15 protein-coding genes are annotated in these 16,806 nt (G+C 39.5%); all 15 read right to left on the reverse strand.

Going from position 1 to position 16,806, the window contains the following annotated elements:
* Positions 1 to 12: 12 nt before the first annotated feature.
* Positions 13 to 759: an SDR family NAD(P)-dependent oxidoreductase gene (locus tag D8M06_RS05980; RefSeq protein ID WP_158591738.1), complete on the reverse strand. Its 747-nt coding sequence runs from the start codon at positions 757 to 759 to the stop codon at positions 13 to 15.
* Between the two features lie 24 nt (positions 760 to 783).
* Positions 784 to 1,563 carry an enoyl-CoA hydratase/isomerase family protein gene (locus D8M06_RS05985; RefSeq protein WP_121203475.1) on the reverse strand — a complete coding sequence of 260 codons (780 nt, stop codon included), beginning with the start codon at positions 1,561 to 1,563 and terminating at the stop codon, positions 784 to 786.
* Positions 1,553 to 2,725, reverse strand: a complete 1,173-nt coding sequence (locus D8M06_RS05990; RefSeq protein ID WP_121203476.1) for an acyl-CoA dehydrogenase family protein — start codon at positions 2,723 to 2,725, stop codon at positions 1,553 to 1,555. The genes D8M06_RS05985 and D8M06_RS05990 overlap by 11 nt, the downstream gene beginning before the upstream one ends.
* A complete protein-coding gene (locus D8M06_RS05995) occupies positions 2,722 to 3,588 on the reverse strand; it encodes a 3-hydroxyacyl-CoA dehydrogenase (protein WP_121203477.1) in 867 nt (288 codons plus the stop codon). Before D8M06_RS05995 ends, D8M06_RS05990 begins: the two co-directional genes overlap by 4 nt.
* Positions 3,589 to 3,855: 267 nt before the next feature.
* The gene (locus tag D8M06_RS06000) at positions 3,856 to 4,602 is read right to left on the reverse strand and encodes an SDR family NAD(P)-dependent oxidoreductase (protein WP_121203478.1); all 747 of its coding nucleotides are present in this window, start codon (positions 4,600 to 4,602) and stop codon (positions 3,856 to 3,858) included.
* Between the two features lie 13 nt (positions 4,603 to 4,615).
* On the reverse strand, positions 4,616 to 6,256 hold the full coding sequence (locus D8M06_RS06005) for an AMP-binding protein (RefSeq protein ID WP_121203479.1): 1,641 nt from the start codon (positions 6,254 to 6,256) through the stop codon (positions 4,616 to 4,618).
* An 11-nt stretch (positions 6,257 to 6,267) separates the two neighbouring features.
* A complete protein-coding gene (gene menB / locus D8M06_RS06010) occupies positions 6,268 to 7,068 on the reverse strand; it encodes a 1,4-dihydroxy-2-naphthoyl-CoA synthase (RefSeq protein WP_121203480.1) in 801 nt (266 codons plus the stop codon).
* Between the two features lie 15 nt (positions 7,069 to 7,083).
* Complete coding sequence (locus D8M06_RS06015) at positions 7,084 to 8,259, reverse strand: acyl-CoA dehydrogenase family protein (RefSeq protein ID WP_241558854.1); 1,176 nt, start codon at positions 8,257 to 8,259, stop codon at positions 7,084 to 7,086.
* A 204-nt stretch (positions 8,260 to 8,463) separates the two neighbouring features.
* Positions 8,464 to 9,792 (reverse strand): sigma-54 interaction domain-containing protein, encoded by a 1,329-nt coding sequence (locus tag D8M06_RS06020; protein WP_158591739.1) that lies wholly within the window; start codon positions 9,790 to 9,792, stop codon positions 8,464 to 8,466.
* A 12-nt stretch (positions 9,793 to 9,804) separates the two neighbouring features.
* Positions 9,805 to 10,224, reverse strand: coding sequence for a hotdog family protein (locus D8M06_RS06025; RefSeq protein WP_147404949.1), 420 nt, complete (start codon positions 10,222 to 10,224; stop codon positions 9,805 to 9,807).
* 95 nt (positions 10,225 to 10,319) lie between these two features.
* Positions 10,320 to 11,735 (reverse strand): hypothetical protein, encoded by a 1,416-nt coding sequence (locus D8M06_RS06030; RefSeq protein ID WP_121203483.1) that lies wholly within the window; start codon positions 11,733 to 11,735, stop codon positions 10,320 to 10,322.
* 85 nt (positions 11,736 to 11,820) lie between these two features.
* Positions 11,821 to 13,098, reverse strand: coding sequence for a (Fe-S)-binding protein (locus tag D8M06_RS06035; RefSeq protein WP_121203484.1), 1,278 nt, complete (start codon positions 13,096 to 13,098; stop codon positions 11,821 to 11,823).
* Positions 13,091 to 14,503: an FAD-binding oxidoreductase gene (locus D8M06_RS06040; protein ID WP_121203485.1), complete on the reverse strand. Its 1,413-nt coding sequence runs from the start codon at positions 14,501 to 14,503 to the stop codon at positions 13,091 to 13,093. The genes D8M06_RS06035 and D8M06_RS06040 overlap by 8 nt, the downstream gene beginning before the upstream one ends.
* Before the next feature lie 93 nt (positions 14,504 to 14,596).
* The gene (locus D8M06_RS06045) at positions 14,597 to 16,039 is read right to left on the reverse strand and encodes an aldehyde dehydrogenase family protein (protein WP_121203486.1); all 1,443 of its coding nucleotides are present in this window, start codon (positions 16,037 to 16,039) and stop codon (positions 14,597 to 14,599) included.
* Positions 16,040 to 16,054: 15 nt separating this feature from the next.
* Positions 16,055 to 16,804, reverse strand: coding sequence for an SDR family NAD(P)-dependent oxidoreductase (locus tag D8M06_RS06050; RefSeq protein WP_121203487.1), 750 nt, complete (start codon positions 16,802 to 16,804; stop codon positions 16,055 to 16,057).
* Positions 16,805 to 16,806: the final 2 nt, after the last annotated feature.

The raw sequence follows: 16,806 nt of genomic DNA on the forward strand, positions 1-16,806 counted from the left end.
TATCTCACAACATTATCCAATCATACTATGTCCACCATTCACACTAAGAACTTGTCCTGTAATCCAATCAGCATCTTCTGATAACATAAATAACACGGCGCCCACCACATCACTTGCACCCCCGAGCCTTTTCATTGGATATTGCTTGATAATCTTATTTAACAATTCCTCATTTAGTCTTCCTTGATCAATCATTCCCAGTGAGATGGTGTTACATTGGATATTATTTCTACCAACCTCTTTTGCCAGAGACTTTAGAAAACTGATTGCTCCATTCCTTGCTGCAGCAGAAACAATCAAGTTCCTGTCGCCTGTCCTGGCAGAGTCTCCTACTATATTTATGAACTTTCCATTATTATTTTCCTTCATGGTAGGTATAAAAGTATATGCAAGATTAAGCACTCCATGAAAACAAACATCTACTTCTCTTTTCCATTCTTCTGGTTCATATTGAAAAAATGATTTCAATTGCGCCCATCCAGCATTGTTCACAATCCTATCAATTTGACCGAATTTCTTATCAAGGTTATCTTTCATTTCCCTTACTTCCTCAAAGTTTCCAATATCCGCTTGAATAGCCGAAACTTTCACACCTAGTTTTTCAATTTCTTTTACTGTTTGTAGTGCTTCTTGTTCTGATTCACGATAATGAACGGCAACATTCGCTCCATTTTCTGCCGCTGTTATGGCTAGTTCACGACCGATTCCTTTTGCAGCACCAGTAATCAGAACATTCTTGCCTTGCAGGTTGATTTGCATTCCCATCTGCTCCTTGTACGTTGATTATTTTCCAGCAAAAGCGGCTGTACGTTTTTCTAAGAATGCTTGGGTTCCTTCTACCTTATCTTCCGTTCCGTATAACAGGGCTTGTGCTAATGATTCAATCAACAGGCCTGTATCCATATCAACGTCATAGCCTTTACTTACAGTGAGTTTGGCCATTTGTACGGCTATTGGACCTTTCTGGATGATGCGATTTGCTTTTTCTTTTGCCACCTCTAGTAAATCTTCCTGATTAACTACTTTAGAAACCAGTCCAAGTTGTTTTGCCTCATCCGCGAGTAAAAATTCACCTGTTAGGATCATATCAAGTGCAACACCTCTACCGACTATTCTGGAAAGACGTTGAGTACCGCCTGCCCCAGGAATAACTGCTAAATTCAATTCAGGTAAGCCAAGTTTCACATTTTCCGAAGCAATTCGAATATCGCAGGAAAGCGCCAGTTCGAAGCCCCCACCTAAAGCATATCCATTGATTGCAGCTATCGTAGCCTTTTTACTTGATTCAATGCGTCGATACAGTTCAGACATACTGCCAGAAACAAATGCATCCATTGGTTTACGCTTGGTTAGCTGGTTAATATCAGCTCCAGCAGCAAATGCTTTTTCTCCTGATCCAGTAAATATTATGACTCTTACCTGTTCATTTTTTTCAAGCATATCCATCGCAGACGATAGTTCTTTAACCGTTTCTCCATTGAGGGCATTTCGTACCTCGGGTCTATCAATAACAACCGTCGCAACATTTCCTTCATTAATAAGAAGAATGTTTTTAAACTCCATGTGGTACACCTCTTTTTTCATACTCTTTATGAAGCTGTGCAGCAATAATATTTTTTTGAATTTCAGAAGTTCCTTCGTAAATCCGTGTAATTCTAGCGTCCCGATAGAATCGTTCAATTGGGTATTCTGATATATAACCAATACCACCATGTATTTGGACTGCCTTATCAGCCACACGATTATAAACTTCAGAACCTAGCAGTTTAACCATTGCCGCTTCTTTGATTACTTTCTCCTTTCTGTCTACCTTGGCGGCAACACGATACACCATAGAACGAAGGCCCTCTATTTCCATTGCCATTTCTGCTAAATAATGTTGTATAATTTGCTGTTCAAAAATGGCTTTGCCAAATTGAACCCGGTTATGTGCATAATCCAAAGACATCTCCAATAGTTTATCCGCTGAACCTAGATTACGGGCTGCCATACCTGCTCTTCCATTTGCTAAAATCTTTAAGGCGTTGACATAACCTTCACCTTCTTCACCTAATACATTTTCAACTGGAACTTCGCAATCCTCAAAAAACACTTCGGAAGAGTGCGAACCATGGAGTCCCATTTTCTGCTCAATCTTTCCAATTTCTAAACCTGGGGTATCTCTCTCCACAATAAATGAAGTGATACCTCTTGCTCCTTTTTCTGGATCAGTGACCGCCATTACCGTAAAAATATCTGCAATCGGTGCATTGGTTATATAATGCTTGCTACCATTTAGGATATATTTATCTCCTTTTCTGACTGCAGTCGTTTTTAAATTTGATGCATGGGAGCCAGCAGCTGGTTCGGTTAATGCAAATGCACCGATTCTTTCTCCAGAAGCCATACCTGGTAAGTACTTTTGTTTTTGTTTCTCTGTCCCCATTTCAACAATACCGACACCACCTATTCCGGTATGACCGCCAATTACCGTTGTAAAACCATTGTGGGTTCTTCCCACTTCTTCTAGAACGGCACATTTTCCTACCATGCTAAGACCGAGACCACCATATTCTTCAGGTACGCTTAAGGCAAATAACCCCATTTGCTTTGACTTCTCCATAATTCGTTCAGGAATTTCATTGGTTTCTTCAATTTCCATGGCATGTGGTTCTACCTCCTTATCGATAAAATCACGAATTCCCTCTTTTAAAGACTGAATCTCCTCAGACAATTCAAAATTCATAGTAATGTCTCCTCTCTATCATACTGATAAAATCCACGACCTGACTTTTTGCCTAATCGCCCTGCCTTTACATATTTTAAAAGCAGTGGCGACGGACGATATTTTTCTCCTAATGTTTGATGCAAGTACTCCATATTTCGTAATCTAGTATCTAAACCCACTAAATCCGCCATTTCCAGGGGACCCATTGGGTGATTTAATCCTAGTTTAATAGCTTTATCAATTCCTTCTGGAGATGCCACACCTTCCATCAACATATTCATCGCTTCATTTCCGATTACACAGTTCATTCTGCTAGTTACGAATCCGGGGAACTCATTTACTTCCACCGTTTCTTTCCCCATTTGAATTGCTACAGATTTTATCACTTCCACTGTCTCATCGGACGTATCCAACCCTCGTATAATTTCTATTAACTTCATTCGATGAACAGGATTGAAAAAGTGCATCGCAATAAACTTTTCTGGATTCTTTGTACTTGCACCAATTTCGGTTGGACTCATAGTCGATGTATTGGTAGCTAGAATGGCGGATTCTGGTGAATGTTCATTTACTTGTTTAAATACCTCCATCTTTAAATCTACTTTTTCCAGTACCGCTTCAATCACTAGATCCGTATACTTTACCGCTTCTGGCAAGTCGGTTGTATAATGGATTTTTTGAAATACGTTATCATATTGCTCCTGTTGTATATATCCTTTCTCCCTACTTTTAGCAGCAAGTCCTTCGATGTAGCTTTGAGCATTGTCAACTGCTTCACTCGAAATATCCTGTAGAGTTACGTTAAATCCAGAAATCACTGCCTGATAAGCAATTCCACGTCCCATCGTTCCACTGCCAATAACGGCAATATGCTCTACCATCTGTTTTTCCTCCTTAATTCTATGTATTATTTAGGAAGGAGACTGGGAGGAAAATGGATGTATATTATAAAAGTACCGAGCGTAAACCCGCTCCGGAAATATACTCCGCTTTCCGCGGGGAGCTGGTGAGCCTCCTTCGTGCTGACGCACTACGTAGTCTCACCTATGCTGTTCTTCCCGCAGGAGTCTACGTATATTTCCTACGCTTTATTAAAGCGTTATCCGTCTTATGCATGAAACTAATTCCCCCCCAAACCTCTTCCCGCCTTAAGCCATCGTCAATCCACCATTCACCGATAATGTCTGACCAGTCACATAATCTGCCTCCGTTGACGCAAAATAACCGACTGCATTCGCAATGTCTGTTGGTTGAGCTAAGCGTCTGAATGGAATAGCTTTTTCTAAAGCTTTCGTAATTCCCTTGTTATAAGATCCAATTTCAGCAAATAACGGGGTATCACTTGGCCCTGGTGCCACACAGTTAACATTGATATTATGTCTCGCCATTTCTCTGGCAATGGTTTTGGTAAATGCAACGATTCCACCTTTCGCAGCAGAATATACAGCCTCTCCACTCGATCCTACTCTTGCGGAATCAGAAGAAATATTGATCACTTTTCCAGAACCTTTTTCAACCATAATTGGCAGAATTTCTTTACTCGTATGAATTTGTCCCATTAAATTAATATCCACAATACGTTTCCATGTGCTTGGTTCACTTTCTAAGAAAGGTTCTATCTTATCCCAACCTGCATTATTCACTAATACATCAATTGTTCCATACTGTGCTAATGATTCCTTAACAGCTTCCTGCACACTTTCTAATGTCGTAACATCGCAATAAACTGCAGCACCTTCTCCCCCTTCTTTATTTAAGATAGAAACCGTCTCTTCAGCATTTGCCATATTAATATCTGCTACAAGAATTTTCATAGATTTAGAGGCTAATACTCTCGCAATCTCTCTGCCGATTCCACTTCCTGCTCCCGTTACAAATGCTACCTTTTCCGTCATATATACCCCTCCATTAGTTAGTCTGATTTAATTGTTCTTTTACTAGTTCTCTTAAACGAAACTTTTGAATTTTACCACTAGGTGTTCTTGGAAAATCATCCACTACTTCCAAATGTTCAGGCCAGTACTGTTTGACAACCCGTTTCTCTTCTAGGAATTTCTTTAATTCCTTTAAGGTTAGAGGTTCTTTTCCAGGTTTCATACTAATAAAAGCACAGGCCTTTTCCTGTAAGCGTATATCTGGCATGGCCACCACTTGTGCCACTGATATATCTGGATGCTCATATAAAACATTTTCAATATATGCAACAGGAATATTTTCACCACCACGAATAATGATGTCCTTATCACGGCCAGTAATTCGGATATATCCATCCTCATCCATCGTTGCTCTATCCCCTGTAATAAACCAGCCATCCCGATGCTCATCTTCGGTTATATCCATTCTCTTCAGGTAACCAACAAACTGTGCTGGTCCTCTGCTTAATAAGGAACCTTCCTCATTTGGAGGACATTCGATGAAATTCTCATCCACGACCTTCACTTCCATACCAGGAAAAGCGAAACCATCTGTGCTAGTTAATTTCTCATCTGAATCATCTAATCCAGTAAGGGTCACAAGTCCGTTTTCTGATTGTCCCCAGCCAGAAATGATTTGAAAATCCACTTTGCTCTTTGCCTCTTTCACTAATGGCCTTGGTATAGGTGCACCTAAAGCAATAAAGGCACGGAATGTACGGATGTCCTGTTTTTCAATCCCATCCAGCTGGACTGTATCTTGCAAAAATGGCGTAGCTGCTGCAGTAAACGTAATACCTTCTTTTTTAATGAGTTCAATAAACTCATGTGGATTCCAAATGTCCTGATAAACTCCTGTCCCAGCAATATGAAACGGCAGGCGAACCCCATAACCAAAGCCTGTTTGATGGGCAAAAGTTGACGCCATAAACATGACATCATCGGAAGTTAATCGTAAACGTTCAATCCAATAATCAGTAGATACGCAAAGTGTATTATGTGTGTGCATCACACCTTTTGGATTACCAGTCGTTCCAGACGTGAAAATAATTTCTGTCACATCATTCGGATCGATTTTTACTTTCTCTAATACTTGAGGATCTTTCGTTTCCTCCCACGGTTCATCTGTTAACACAGAAAGCGATTCCATTTTTTCTGGAACATTATCTCCTACTACAAAAACTTTCTCCATGCTTGGCCAACCATCCCATAGTCTGGAAACCATCTCAGGATAATCAAAGTTTCGGAATGTGTCAGGAATGACCAATATTTTTGCCTCAGTCATCTTCACCATATAGTCAATTTCTCGGTCCCGATAAATTGGGATCAAAGGATTGGTCACAGCACCAATTCTTGTAGCTGCTAAATGAAGAATAATAAATTCATTCCAGTTCGGTAATTGCAGAGAAATAACATCGCCCTTTGTTAATCCATACTCAGTTAATCCTAGAGCAACCCTGTCCACAAGCTGATTGAGTTCTTTATACGTATACCTGCTTTTCTTATCTATCAAAGCTGTCTTGTCTGGATACTTTTCAACTGATTCATAAAAATAATCTAAAATAGTTTTATTTGGCCATAAATCTTGGTATTTTTCGATATACTCATTTGTTAGCAGCGTTTCAAATTTTCCCATCATATTCCTCCTTATTTTCTAAATTTATTAAAGTCAACCGGACGTTTCTCAAGGAAAGCATTCTTCCCTTCTTCCGATTCTTCCGTATTATAAAACATGGCTAAACTTCCCATGGAAAGCTGTGATATTCCTTGTATGTTTGCAGAATCCGCATTAAAGGAATATTTCAGCATTTTAATGGCAGTTGGGCTTTTTTCTAGTATTTTTCTAGCCCATTTATCGGCTTCTTCTTGCAATTCACTAGCTGGAACTATTTTATTAACAAGTCCCATTTCTTTTGATTCTTCTGCTGTATATTGTTCGCATAAATACCAAATTTCCCTGGCTTTCTTTTCTCCAACAACCCTAGCTAAGTAAGCGGAACCAAATCCTGCATCATAACTTCCTACTTTTGGTCCACTTTGCCCAAATTTCGCAGTATCAGCAGCGATGGTCAGATCACAAATAACATGCAACACATGCCCCCCACCGATGGCATATCCATTCACAGCAGCGATAACAGGTTTTGGGATGTTTCGGATGGTCTGGTGTAAATTTTCTACTTCCAGGCCAATTCCACCACCTAATCCACCATTGTAATCATAACCTCCTTCGTCTCCTTTTTCCTTCTGGTCGCCACCAACACAAAATGCTTTTTCTCCAGCCCCTGTTAAGATAACGGCACCAATTCGATTATCATCCCAAGCATCACGAAAGGCCCAAATTAATTCCTTAATGGTCTCTGCTCGAAAGGCATTTAAAGATTTAGGACGATTAATGGTTACCTTTGCTACTCCTTCTACTTTTTCGTATAAAATATCGGTTAATCCCATTACCAATTCCCCCTTTTAATTCGTTGTCACTGGTTTTTCATATGACTTGAATTCTTTCCCAATAATATCTTTGGCGATAACCATCTGATTGGCCTGTGCCGTTCCGTCTCCAATTTCTAAACCAATAACGTCTCTAAGTCTTTGCTCCAAAGGCATTTCTTTAGTATAAGCATAGTGTCCATTTAATAATAAGCATTCATGAATGGCTTCCTGGCTGCATTTTGGTCCCATCCATTTCACAGAAGCAGACTCTTTGGAATGCTTTAATCCTTGGTCACGAAGCCATAAACCTCTGTATGCCTGCCATTTGATCATTTCTAATTGTGTATAATGTGTAACGATTGGAAATGATACCCCTTGATATTTGGCCAGTGGTTTGCCAAAAGATTGTCTGACTTTCACATGTTCAATGGTTTCATCTAAGCTCTGAAAACCTGCACCAACACATTGAAGTCCAATTAACAGTCGGCTAAGGTCAAATCCATTCATTACTTGAGCAAATCCTTTATTTTCTTGTCCAATTAAGTATTTTTCTGGCAATTCAACATCGTTTAAGTATATAGATCCTCGTCCAATCGGAATATTGCCCATATCTTCATACCCTTTACATTCAACCCCAGGTAAATCAGACGGAAGGATAAACGCACTAATTCCACGATTCCCCAATTCTGGGTTAGTTTTTGCAAAGATGATGAAAGCGTCACTAATTGTTGCTACACTTATCCCTGACTTTTCTCCATTTAAAATATAAACTCCATCTTGATAAATAGCTGTCGTTTGGATCCCAGCTGCATCGGTACCAGCTGCTGGTTCCGTTAAGGCAATCCCGACTATTTTTTCACCACTTGCGATTTGCGGGAGCCATTCCCGTTTTAATTCTTCTGATGCATGATTCGTAATTATCTCACCAATTAAAGAATTCAACATGACTGCATAGGTTAAATTAAAGTCTCCTCTACCAATCTCCTCTGCTGCAATTCCTGTTGTTACACAGTCCGCCTCACTACCACCGTATTCTGTTGGTATTCTCAATCCATTAACGCCTAATTGTCCCAATCGCTTCCAAAGGTGTCTAGGCATCGTTCCATCTCTATCCCATTTTGTATAATTAGAAAGTAATTCTTCTTTAGCAAATTCTTTTAGCATATCTCGAAAATATTCTTGTTCTTCTGAAAAAGAAAAATCCAACAATTTCTTTCCCTCCCTTTTACAATTCATTAAGCAAAAAATGTGCCAACTATCGAAAGTGACTATATCAGCATTTCATGTCTATCATTTTTGCAAAAAAACTATGATTATCAAATTTGCGAATTATAAATGCGAATAGGAATTCTACAAAGAAATAAAAAAAAGCCTGACTTTATATTCGCAAGTAGGCTTACTTCCATGTGATATTCACTTATTTTTTAATTGATACTTGGCTACCTTTCTATATAAACTCGCTACATGGATTTTTAGTTTTTGAGCAGCTAGGACGCGGTCCCCATCCGCTTCATCCAATGCCTGTTTGATAGCAGATATCTCTGCATGTTTTACAGCTTCATCTAAACTGGAAAAGGCAGTATCCCTATTGATTACTGGAGTTGGATTACTAACAGATGAACTGGTAGAAAAATATAATTTATCGAGTGTTAAAGTATCCCCTTCCACTATATTCATTCCTCGTTCAATGCTTGCTTTTAGCTCCCTAACATTTCCGGGCCATTCGTAACTCAATAACCATTCTTCCAGTCCTGAATCAATAAAGTCTACTTCTTTATCAAATTTTTGGTTGTAAAACTCTATGAATTTATGAGTTAAAGGTAATATATCTTCTTTTCGTATCCGCAGTGGAGGGATTTGCAAATCAAAAACATACAAACGGTAAAATAGATCCTGACGAAATTCTCCCTTTTCGACCAGTCGTTTTAAATCACGGTTTGTGGCGGCAATAATTCGGATATCCACTTGCTTCCGTGAAGTACCACCTAAACGCTCCACTTCTCTTTCCTGCAGAACACGTAATAACTTTCCTTGTGACAAGTAAGATAATTCCGATATTTCATCTAAAAATAAGGTCCCATTCTGCGCCAGCTCTATCTTTCCTGGCTTTCCATCTTTCTTCGCCCCACTAAAAGCCCCCGCTTCATAACCAAAAAGTTCGGATTCAAATAATTCGTCTGGGATTGCTACACAATTTACCGCTATAAAAGGATGATCTTTTCTAGCACTTAATCCGTGAATGGCCTGTGCAAACAATTCTTTTCCTGTTCCGCTCTCCCCAGTCAGTAGAATGGTAGAATTACCGATAGCAATTTTCGATGCTAAATCTTTCACACGCTGAATCGCTGGACTGTAACCGATGATATCATGGAAACTATAACGATTTTCATTAATAGATTTTTTCTTGTACCTCTTTGTTTCAATTGAATTAATAAAGGAAATGACCTCGGTATAATCAATATCCTTTTCTTGTAATAGAATATGATATAGATTGCTATTTTTCTTAGCAGTGTGCTTTATTAAACAAGGATGACCATACACCATTCCGAACAGTACTTTATTTTTATTTATATTCGAATATCTTCCAATCAAAGTATGTATAGACTTTCCTTCTATTTCTTCTTTACTAACATGAAACTGTTTGTAGAAAGAGGGGCTCGCAGATGTTACCTTTTCCATTTCATTTGTCTCGACAAGCAACCAATCGTCCATGTCTTGTAATAGATTTTCTTTTAACATCATTAGCATCACCTATCATTCTTGATTCGATAACAGTAATATGACAACTTGTCCTTTAATAACTTCCTTCCCATCCTCATCCAAACAAGTTACCTTTTGTGTCACCCATTTTCTATCTGCATTGATGTCTATAACAACCATTTCTGCTGTGATTTCCTCGCCAACATGAACGGGATGGTAGAAGACTAAGTCCTTTTGTAAGAGAACACATGGAACACCAGGTAACTTTTCACTAATTACTTGAGTAATAAGCCCTTCCGTCAATAGAGCCGGTACAATAGGCTTTTCATAAAACTTCTTCCACACATCTTCTTTTTGGTTATAAACCGGGCTAAAATCTTTTGTTAATTCACTGCTTTTCTTCACGTCTTCTTCCGTAAAGGTTCTTTGTAATCGAGCTGTCTGTCCTTTATAAAATTGTTCTAATTTATTCATGTCTACATCATCTCGCACTTTTAAATTTTCTTAATTTTATTATACATTCTATATATTATAAATTCTATTAAAAGATTTGACATCTGTCTTTTATTTTATCCCCCAAGCATTAACCTCACCTGCACATACCCCTGCACCAACACATAAATCACCACTGCATACTTCCAGTTAAACCCAATCCCATTTTTAAATGCATTCAACCCATTCGCACCACTCAACATAATCAGTGGCATAATCAACGGTGATAATAGAATAGAAATAGCACTTCCGGATGTAATAGATAGTACAATTAATTCAGGCGGATACGGAAGGTGAATTGTTTCCAAGATACCAGCAACCAGTACCATCACGGTTAGTGGTCCTAGTCCAACAAAACCAAGGATGATAATAATAAACGGCAGGAAATACAAGATATTTAAAAATGGAATGGATTCTTGCACTGCATAAATTCCATCAACAACCGTTTGCGCAAATGTGGTTTGATTTAAAGCATAGATTAAGATTCCCGCTCCGAGCATGACACATAATTGATAGGCTTGGTTTTCCATATTTTTTGTGAAGTAAGAATAGGCTTCTTGAGTTAGCCGCTTAGGTCGTCTTTTCAAAAGATAATAGGCTACAATCCAAACCAACACAATTAAAGGAATAAGAACCAATAACTCTAAATCTACAAAAGCCTGTAAGATAAGAATGGTTCCGAACAAAGTAATAAATAATACAAAGAATTCCAACACATTTCGATGCATTTGTTTTTTATCTCTTGTATGACTTAATACATCATCAATCTCCGTTTGCAAACCTGCCGTTAAATCCACTCCATAGCGTTTCTCCTCAAAGTGGGAAAATATAAGGGCTACCATAATACCAGCGATTGATATGCCTAACCCCTGTAAAATGGATAATCCAAGTGGTGCGTCCATTACTTCCACTACATAGGCAAAACTAGGAATACTTACTACCCACATGACAGAAAGAGAGAATCCACGGAGCAATGCGGTTCCCTTGTAATTTTCCCAAGGCTCTCCTTTTTCGTTTTTTAAGATCCTATTGACAAATTGATACATCATTAAGATGGATCCAAACAATAAAAAGTAAGCAATAATTTGGGTAAAGGAAACGATACCAAAATAAAATTTTCGGCTCGTATCCAGCAAATTATGGGCAAAACCCATGATAGACTCAATATAGGACTCTTCACGAAGTACCCAGCTGATCATTGGTACGATAATTAGTAGTCCGATCATATTCCGCATTTGAACGAGCCCACTAATTAATCCTTCCAGAACGGATTCCCCAGAAAAGGTCATAATAGTCAGTCCTGCTATCAGTAGCGCGAATGGCATTTTTATCTTTTTAATATGAAGCCTTAAAATGGCAGAAAGGAAGATACAAAATCCACTAAACACTAACAAATAAAGAAGAATAGTACTTTCATAGAAATAAGTAATAAAATGTAAGATTGCATAAAGCACAATGGATATTCTTAATATCCAGCTTTCTACTGCCTGCATCGTTTTGTCGCCTGCCTAACATTATGTAATGAAGAAGAAATCATACCTTCCCTATAACTATAGCATGAAGAAGTTGATTTTTTTGTCAAATCTTGGCGTCACTCTCCAAAGCACAAGCCTCTGCAAGAAGTTCGACTAAATGAACAACCTTCATTTGCTCACCCAATCCTTCCCGAACCACTCCTAGTTTCAACTGAAGATGACAACCTGGGTTTGTCGCGACCATTATTTCAGGTCTTAATGTTAACTGATTCACGTGGCCCATTTTTTTATCTAATATCTGCATCGAAGCATCATAGTTAACGATATTATAAATTCCAGCAGAACCACAGCACAGTTCTTTATGTGGCAACGGTATATACTGAATGCCCGGAATGGAGGTTAAGAGATTTACCGGTTCTTCCACCCTCTTCTGAACATTACTAAGATGACAGGATGGTTGATAAGTCACAACCTTGGAAATTTCTTTTTGAAAGGGTAGTTTTAATTGAGTTAAAATCACACTAATATCCACTGTTTTTCTAACAAACTCATGGGCTCTCTTCTTCCAATCCTCCTCATCCGTAAAAAGCCGGTCATACTCGACAAGCATGGCTCCGCAGCCACCGATACTATTCACGATATAGTCAAAATCATATTTCTCAAATGCTGCAATATTCTTTCTCGCTAACTCTTTGGTAATATTAGATTCGCCAGCATGATTTTGCAGAGCACCACAACAGGTTTGTTCCTTAATGACCGTAACCTCACAGCCAGCAGCTTGCAGGAGTTTGATGCTCTTTTTATTAATTTCTGAAAACATGACATCCATCACACATCCGGTGAAAAAGCCCACTTTAAATATAGGTTCCTGCTCAGGAGAATACTTTTTCCTTCGCGTTCGTTTATCAGTCTTTGGCAAGATGCTTTCAAATGAACGAACATTTTCAGGTAACCATTGCAAAGCTTTGGTAGCACGTGCTATCTTTTGCATGCCAAACTGTTGATAAACAGAAAGACTGGCTCTTGCTGCAAGCATGTAGGTTTGATTCGGCAATACATTCTCGAAAATAAAAGCTTGAAATGTCGAAGTTCTCTTCTGATTCTCCCTTAACACCTCTTTAGCAGATTCCAAAATCGTACCATACTGAACATTCGTTGGACAAACTACCTCACATGCGCGACAACCCAAACATAAATTAATTGGGCCTTCTAATTCCGAGTAAGTAATCTTACCTTCTGCTGCCATTTTTACTAGATTTATCCGTCCCCTTGGTGAGTGTGTTTCTTTTTCCATTGTGAGGTAGGTAGGACAAGCAGGTAAGCAATAGCCACACTGAACACAATCAACTGTTTCTTCATACGCAAGTTCCGCTTTAGTCATCTGTTAACACCAGCTTTTGACCGGGCTCTGCAAAAATCTTTCCAGGATTAAGGATGTTTTTCGGATCCCAGCTTTGCTTTATTCGTTTCATCATATCGAGTCCCACCTCTCCTAATTCCATTTCCATGAAAGGTGCTTTTAACGTTCCAATTCCATGCTCCCCAGACAATGTACCACCTAGTTCAATAGCAGCTTTAAAAATTTCTTCGACTGCTTGTTCCACTCGTCGCATTTCTTCCTGATTCCTTTTGTCTGCGATTATGTTGGGATGCAAATTTCCGTCCCCTGCATGACCAAAAACAACTAGATCTATTTCATATCTTTCTTTAATTTCTTTTAAACGTTGGAACATCTCTGGTATTTTGCTTCGTGGAACAGTGGCATCCTCTGAGATTTTGGTTGGCTTTTCCCTCACAATAGCAGGCGATACCAGTTTGCGAGCTTTCCATAATCCACTTGCTTCCTTGTCGTCTTGTGCAACCTTTACTTCTTTTGCATCTGCTGCTGTACAAACATCATGTACTTGTGTGATTTCATCATCTATTGCGGCAGGATGTCCGTCCAATTCTATCAAGATTAGCGCTTCTGCTTCAACAGGAAGTCCTAGCGGTTCATACGCTTCTACTGCCCGAATCGAAGCATTGTCCATCATCTCGAGTTTTGAAGGCAGTATTCCCGATCCTAAAATGGAGGTAATTGCCTTACCAGAATCAACAATATCATCAAATATTGCCATTAAAGTCCTAGTCGCTTGAGGCTTGGGATAAAGTCGAAGGATAGCTTCCGTAATAATACCAAGCGTGCCTTCCGAACCAACCATTAATTTGGTTAAATCATATCCAGTCACGTTTTTCACTGTTCTACCGCCAGTCCGGATAATCTCTCCCTCTGGGGTTACCACCTCAAGACCGATGACATAATCCTTCGTTACGCCATATTTTAACCCACGTGGACCACCTGAGTTTTCGGCTAGATTTCCTCCAATAGTGGATACATTGGAACTGCTTGGATCTGGTGGGTAAATAAATCCCTTTTCCATCGCTGCATGATTAATATCTGCCGTTAATACTCCGGGTGACACTACAGCAACCATGTCTTCAGCATCAATGTCTAGTTTGGTATCCCATTGCGATAAATCTAAAACAATCCCCCCCTTAACTGGAAGAGGTCCACCACTTAAACTCGTCCCCTGGCCACGCGGATAAATTGGAATCTCATATCTATTGGCCAACTTCATTAACTCCGCCACTTCCTGAACAGATTTTGGCTGGACCACCAAATCAGGTAGGTACTTACCAAAAGACGCATCAAACGAGTAACTATATAAATCTACTTTTTCGGTTAGTACTCTCTTTGAATCTGAGATGATTTTTTGCACGGAATTTAAGTATTCTATAAGTGCCACCTCCTTATATCCTTCACTATTTTACTTCTTTAGCTTTCTACAAACTTAAAAGATACAAAAGAAACCACCCAAAAATAGGCAGTTTCCTTCCAATCAATCATATCTCACCGCTACATTCTTCACTTGCGTATAATTATACAAAGCAATCCAGCCTTTCTCCCTGCCAAATCCGCTTCGTTTATATCCGCCAAATGGCATTTGCACGCCGCCACCAGCTCCATAATTGTTAATAAACACTTGCCCGGAGTCGATTCGGCTGGATAAATAATGTGCCCTGCTGATATCCTTTGTCCAGATACCAGTAACCAATCCATAATCGGTACTATTCGCTAGCTTCAGCGCTTCTTCCGTATCGTCAAAGGTAAATACCGTCAATACCGGACCAAATATTTCTTCTTGTGCCAATCTACTATTAGGGTCTACTCCATCAATAACCGTTGGCTCGATGTAAAACCCCTTTTCGGCACCTTCCACGGTAACTTGCTTTCCGCCAACTAAGATCTCGGCTTCCTGACGTGCTAGCGTGATAAATTCTTTCACACGATTAAATTGTTTTTCATTCAATATTGGCCCGATATCTTTATCATCCAGACCCTGACCAACTTCCAAGCGCTTAAACGCCTCAACTACTTTTTCCAGAAATTCATCCTTAAAGGATGATTCCACCAATAGCCTTGATCCTGCAGAACAGGTTTGGCCGGCATTTTGAATAATCGCTCGAACCACACCTTGAACGGTTCTTTCCACATCACAATCCGCAAACACGATATTAGGTGACTTACCGCCAAGTTCTAGTGTAACTGGTACAACATTTTCCATAGCAGCCTTCGCTACAGCAACTCCGGTTTGAACAGACCCAGTAAATGTGACATGATTGACAAGTGGATGAGCGGATAAGGCTGCACCCGCGTCCTGCCCAAGTCCTGTTACATGATTGAACACACCATTTGGCAATTTCAGTTCATCAAAATACGCAGCTAATTTATTCGCAGTCATTGGTGTGTCTTCTGCACTTTTCACGACAACGGTATTTCCCGTTGCTATAGCTGCTGCAACACTTCTTGAAATGATTTGAATCGGATAATTCCATGGAATGATATGTGCTGTTACACCAACGGGCTCCCGTACAACATAATCAATGAGGCCATCTTCAATAGGGATGGTGTCTCCCATCACCTTGTCAGCAGCACCAGCATAAAACCGAAAATAGCGAATCGCCGCATCGACATCAGCATACCCTTGAGTCAATGGTTTTCCGACATCCATACTCTCTAGTTTTGCAAGTTCATCACGGTCGGATTTTAATTTTTCTGCAATTGCATATAAAATATCTCCACGCTCATGCGGCTTCACTTTTCTCCAGGACTCATCCTGAAATGCTCGCTTAGCAGCCTGAACCGCTCTGTCTACATCTTCTGCTTTCCCTGCTGGAATGGATGCAATCACTTCTCCATTGGACGGATTTTTTACATCCAGGACAGTACCACCTGATGCTTCCACCCATTCACCGTCTATGTACATCTTAATTTGTTGCATATTCATTCCTCCTCATTATATGCTTCTGCCGCCATCAACATGTAAAACAGTACCAGTGATCATACTTGCTTCATCAGATAGTAAGAATTTAATGGAACCTGCAATATCTTTCGGCTGGATTAATCTTCCAAGCGGTACACTTTTTTCGAAAATTTCTTTTCTTGCCTCGTCTACGTCCCCATCTTCTTTTGTAAATTTCCCAAGCATGGTTGTATCTGCTGGTCCTGGGTGAAGTACATTCACATTTATATGATGTTCTGCGAGTTCCAGTGCCAATGCTTTCGTAAAGGATTCTACAGCACCTTTTGATGCAATATACGACTGTAATCCAGGTCTCGGTCTTGTTGTAGAAACCGATCCAATGTTAACAATCCTTCCTTGGTTTTGTTTCTTCATATAAATAGCAGCTTCCCGGCAGGTTAAAAACATCATGGTCAAATTGATATCCATAATACGATGGAAATCTGTTAAACTTACTTTTTCAATTGGTGTGGCACTTTGGGCAATCCCAGCGATGTTAGCTAGTCCATCGATTTTTCCAAAGCGTTCTTCCGTTTCTTTAAATACATGCTTTACTGTTTGTTCCTCTAATAAATTTCCTTCAAAAGAGACAAAATTCTCCACAGCCTCATATGCTTTTAGATGGCTTGTATTCAAATCACAGCCCACCACATTGGCACCTGCTTGCACCAATAAATCAACGGTAGCCTTCCCCATTCCTCCACCAGCACCAGTTATGATGAACGTTTTTCCCTGTAACGACATCC

The sequence above is a fragment of the Oceanobacillus halophilus genome, assembly GCF_003628505.1.
Lineage (GTDB): Bacteria > Bacillota > Bacilli > Bacillales > Amphibacillaceae > Oceanobacillus > Oceanobacillus halophilus.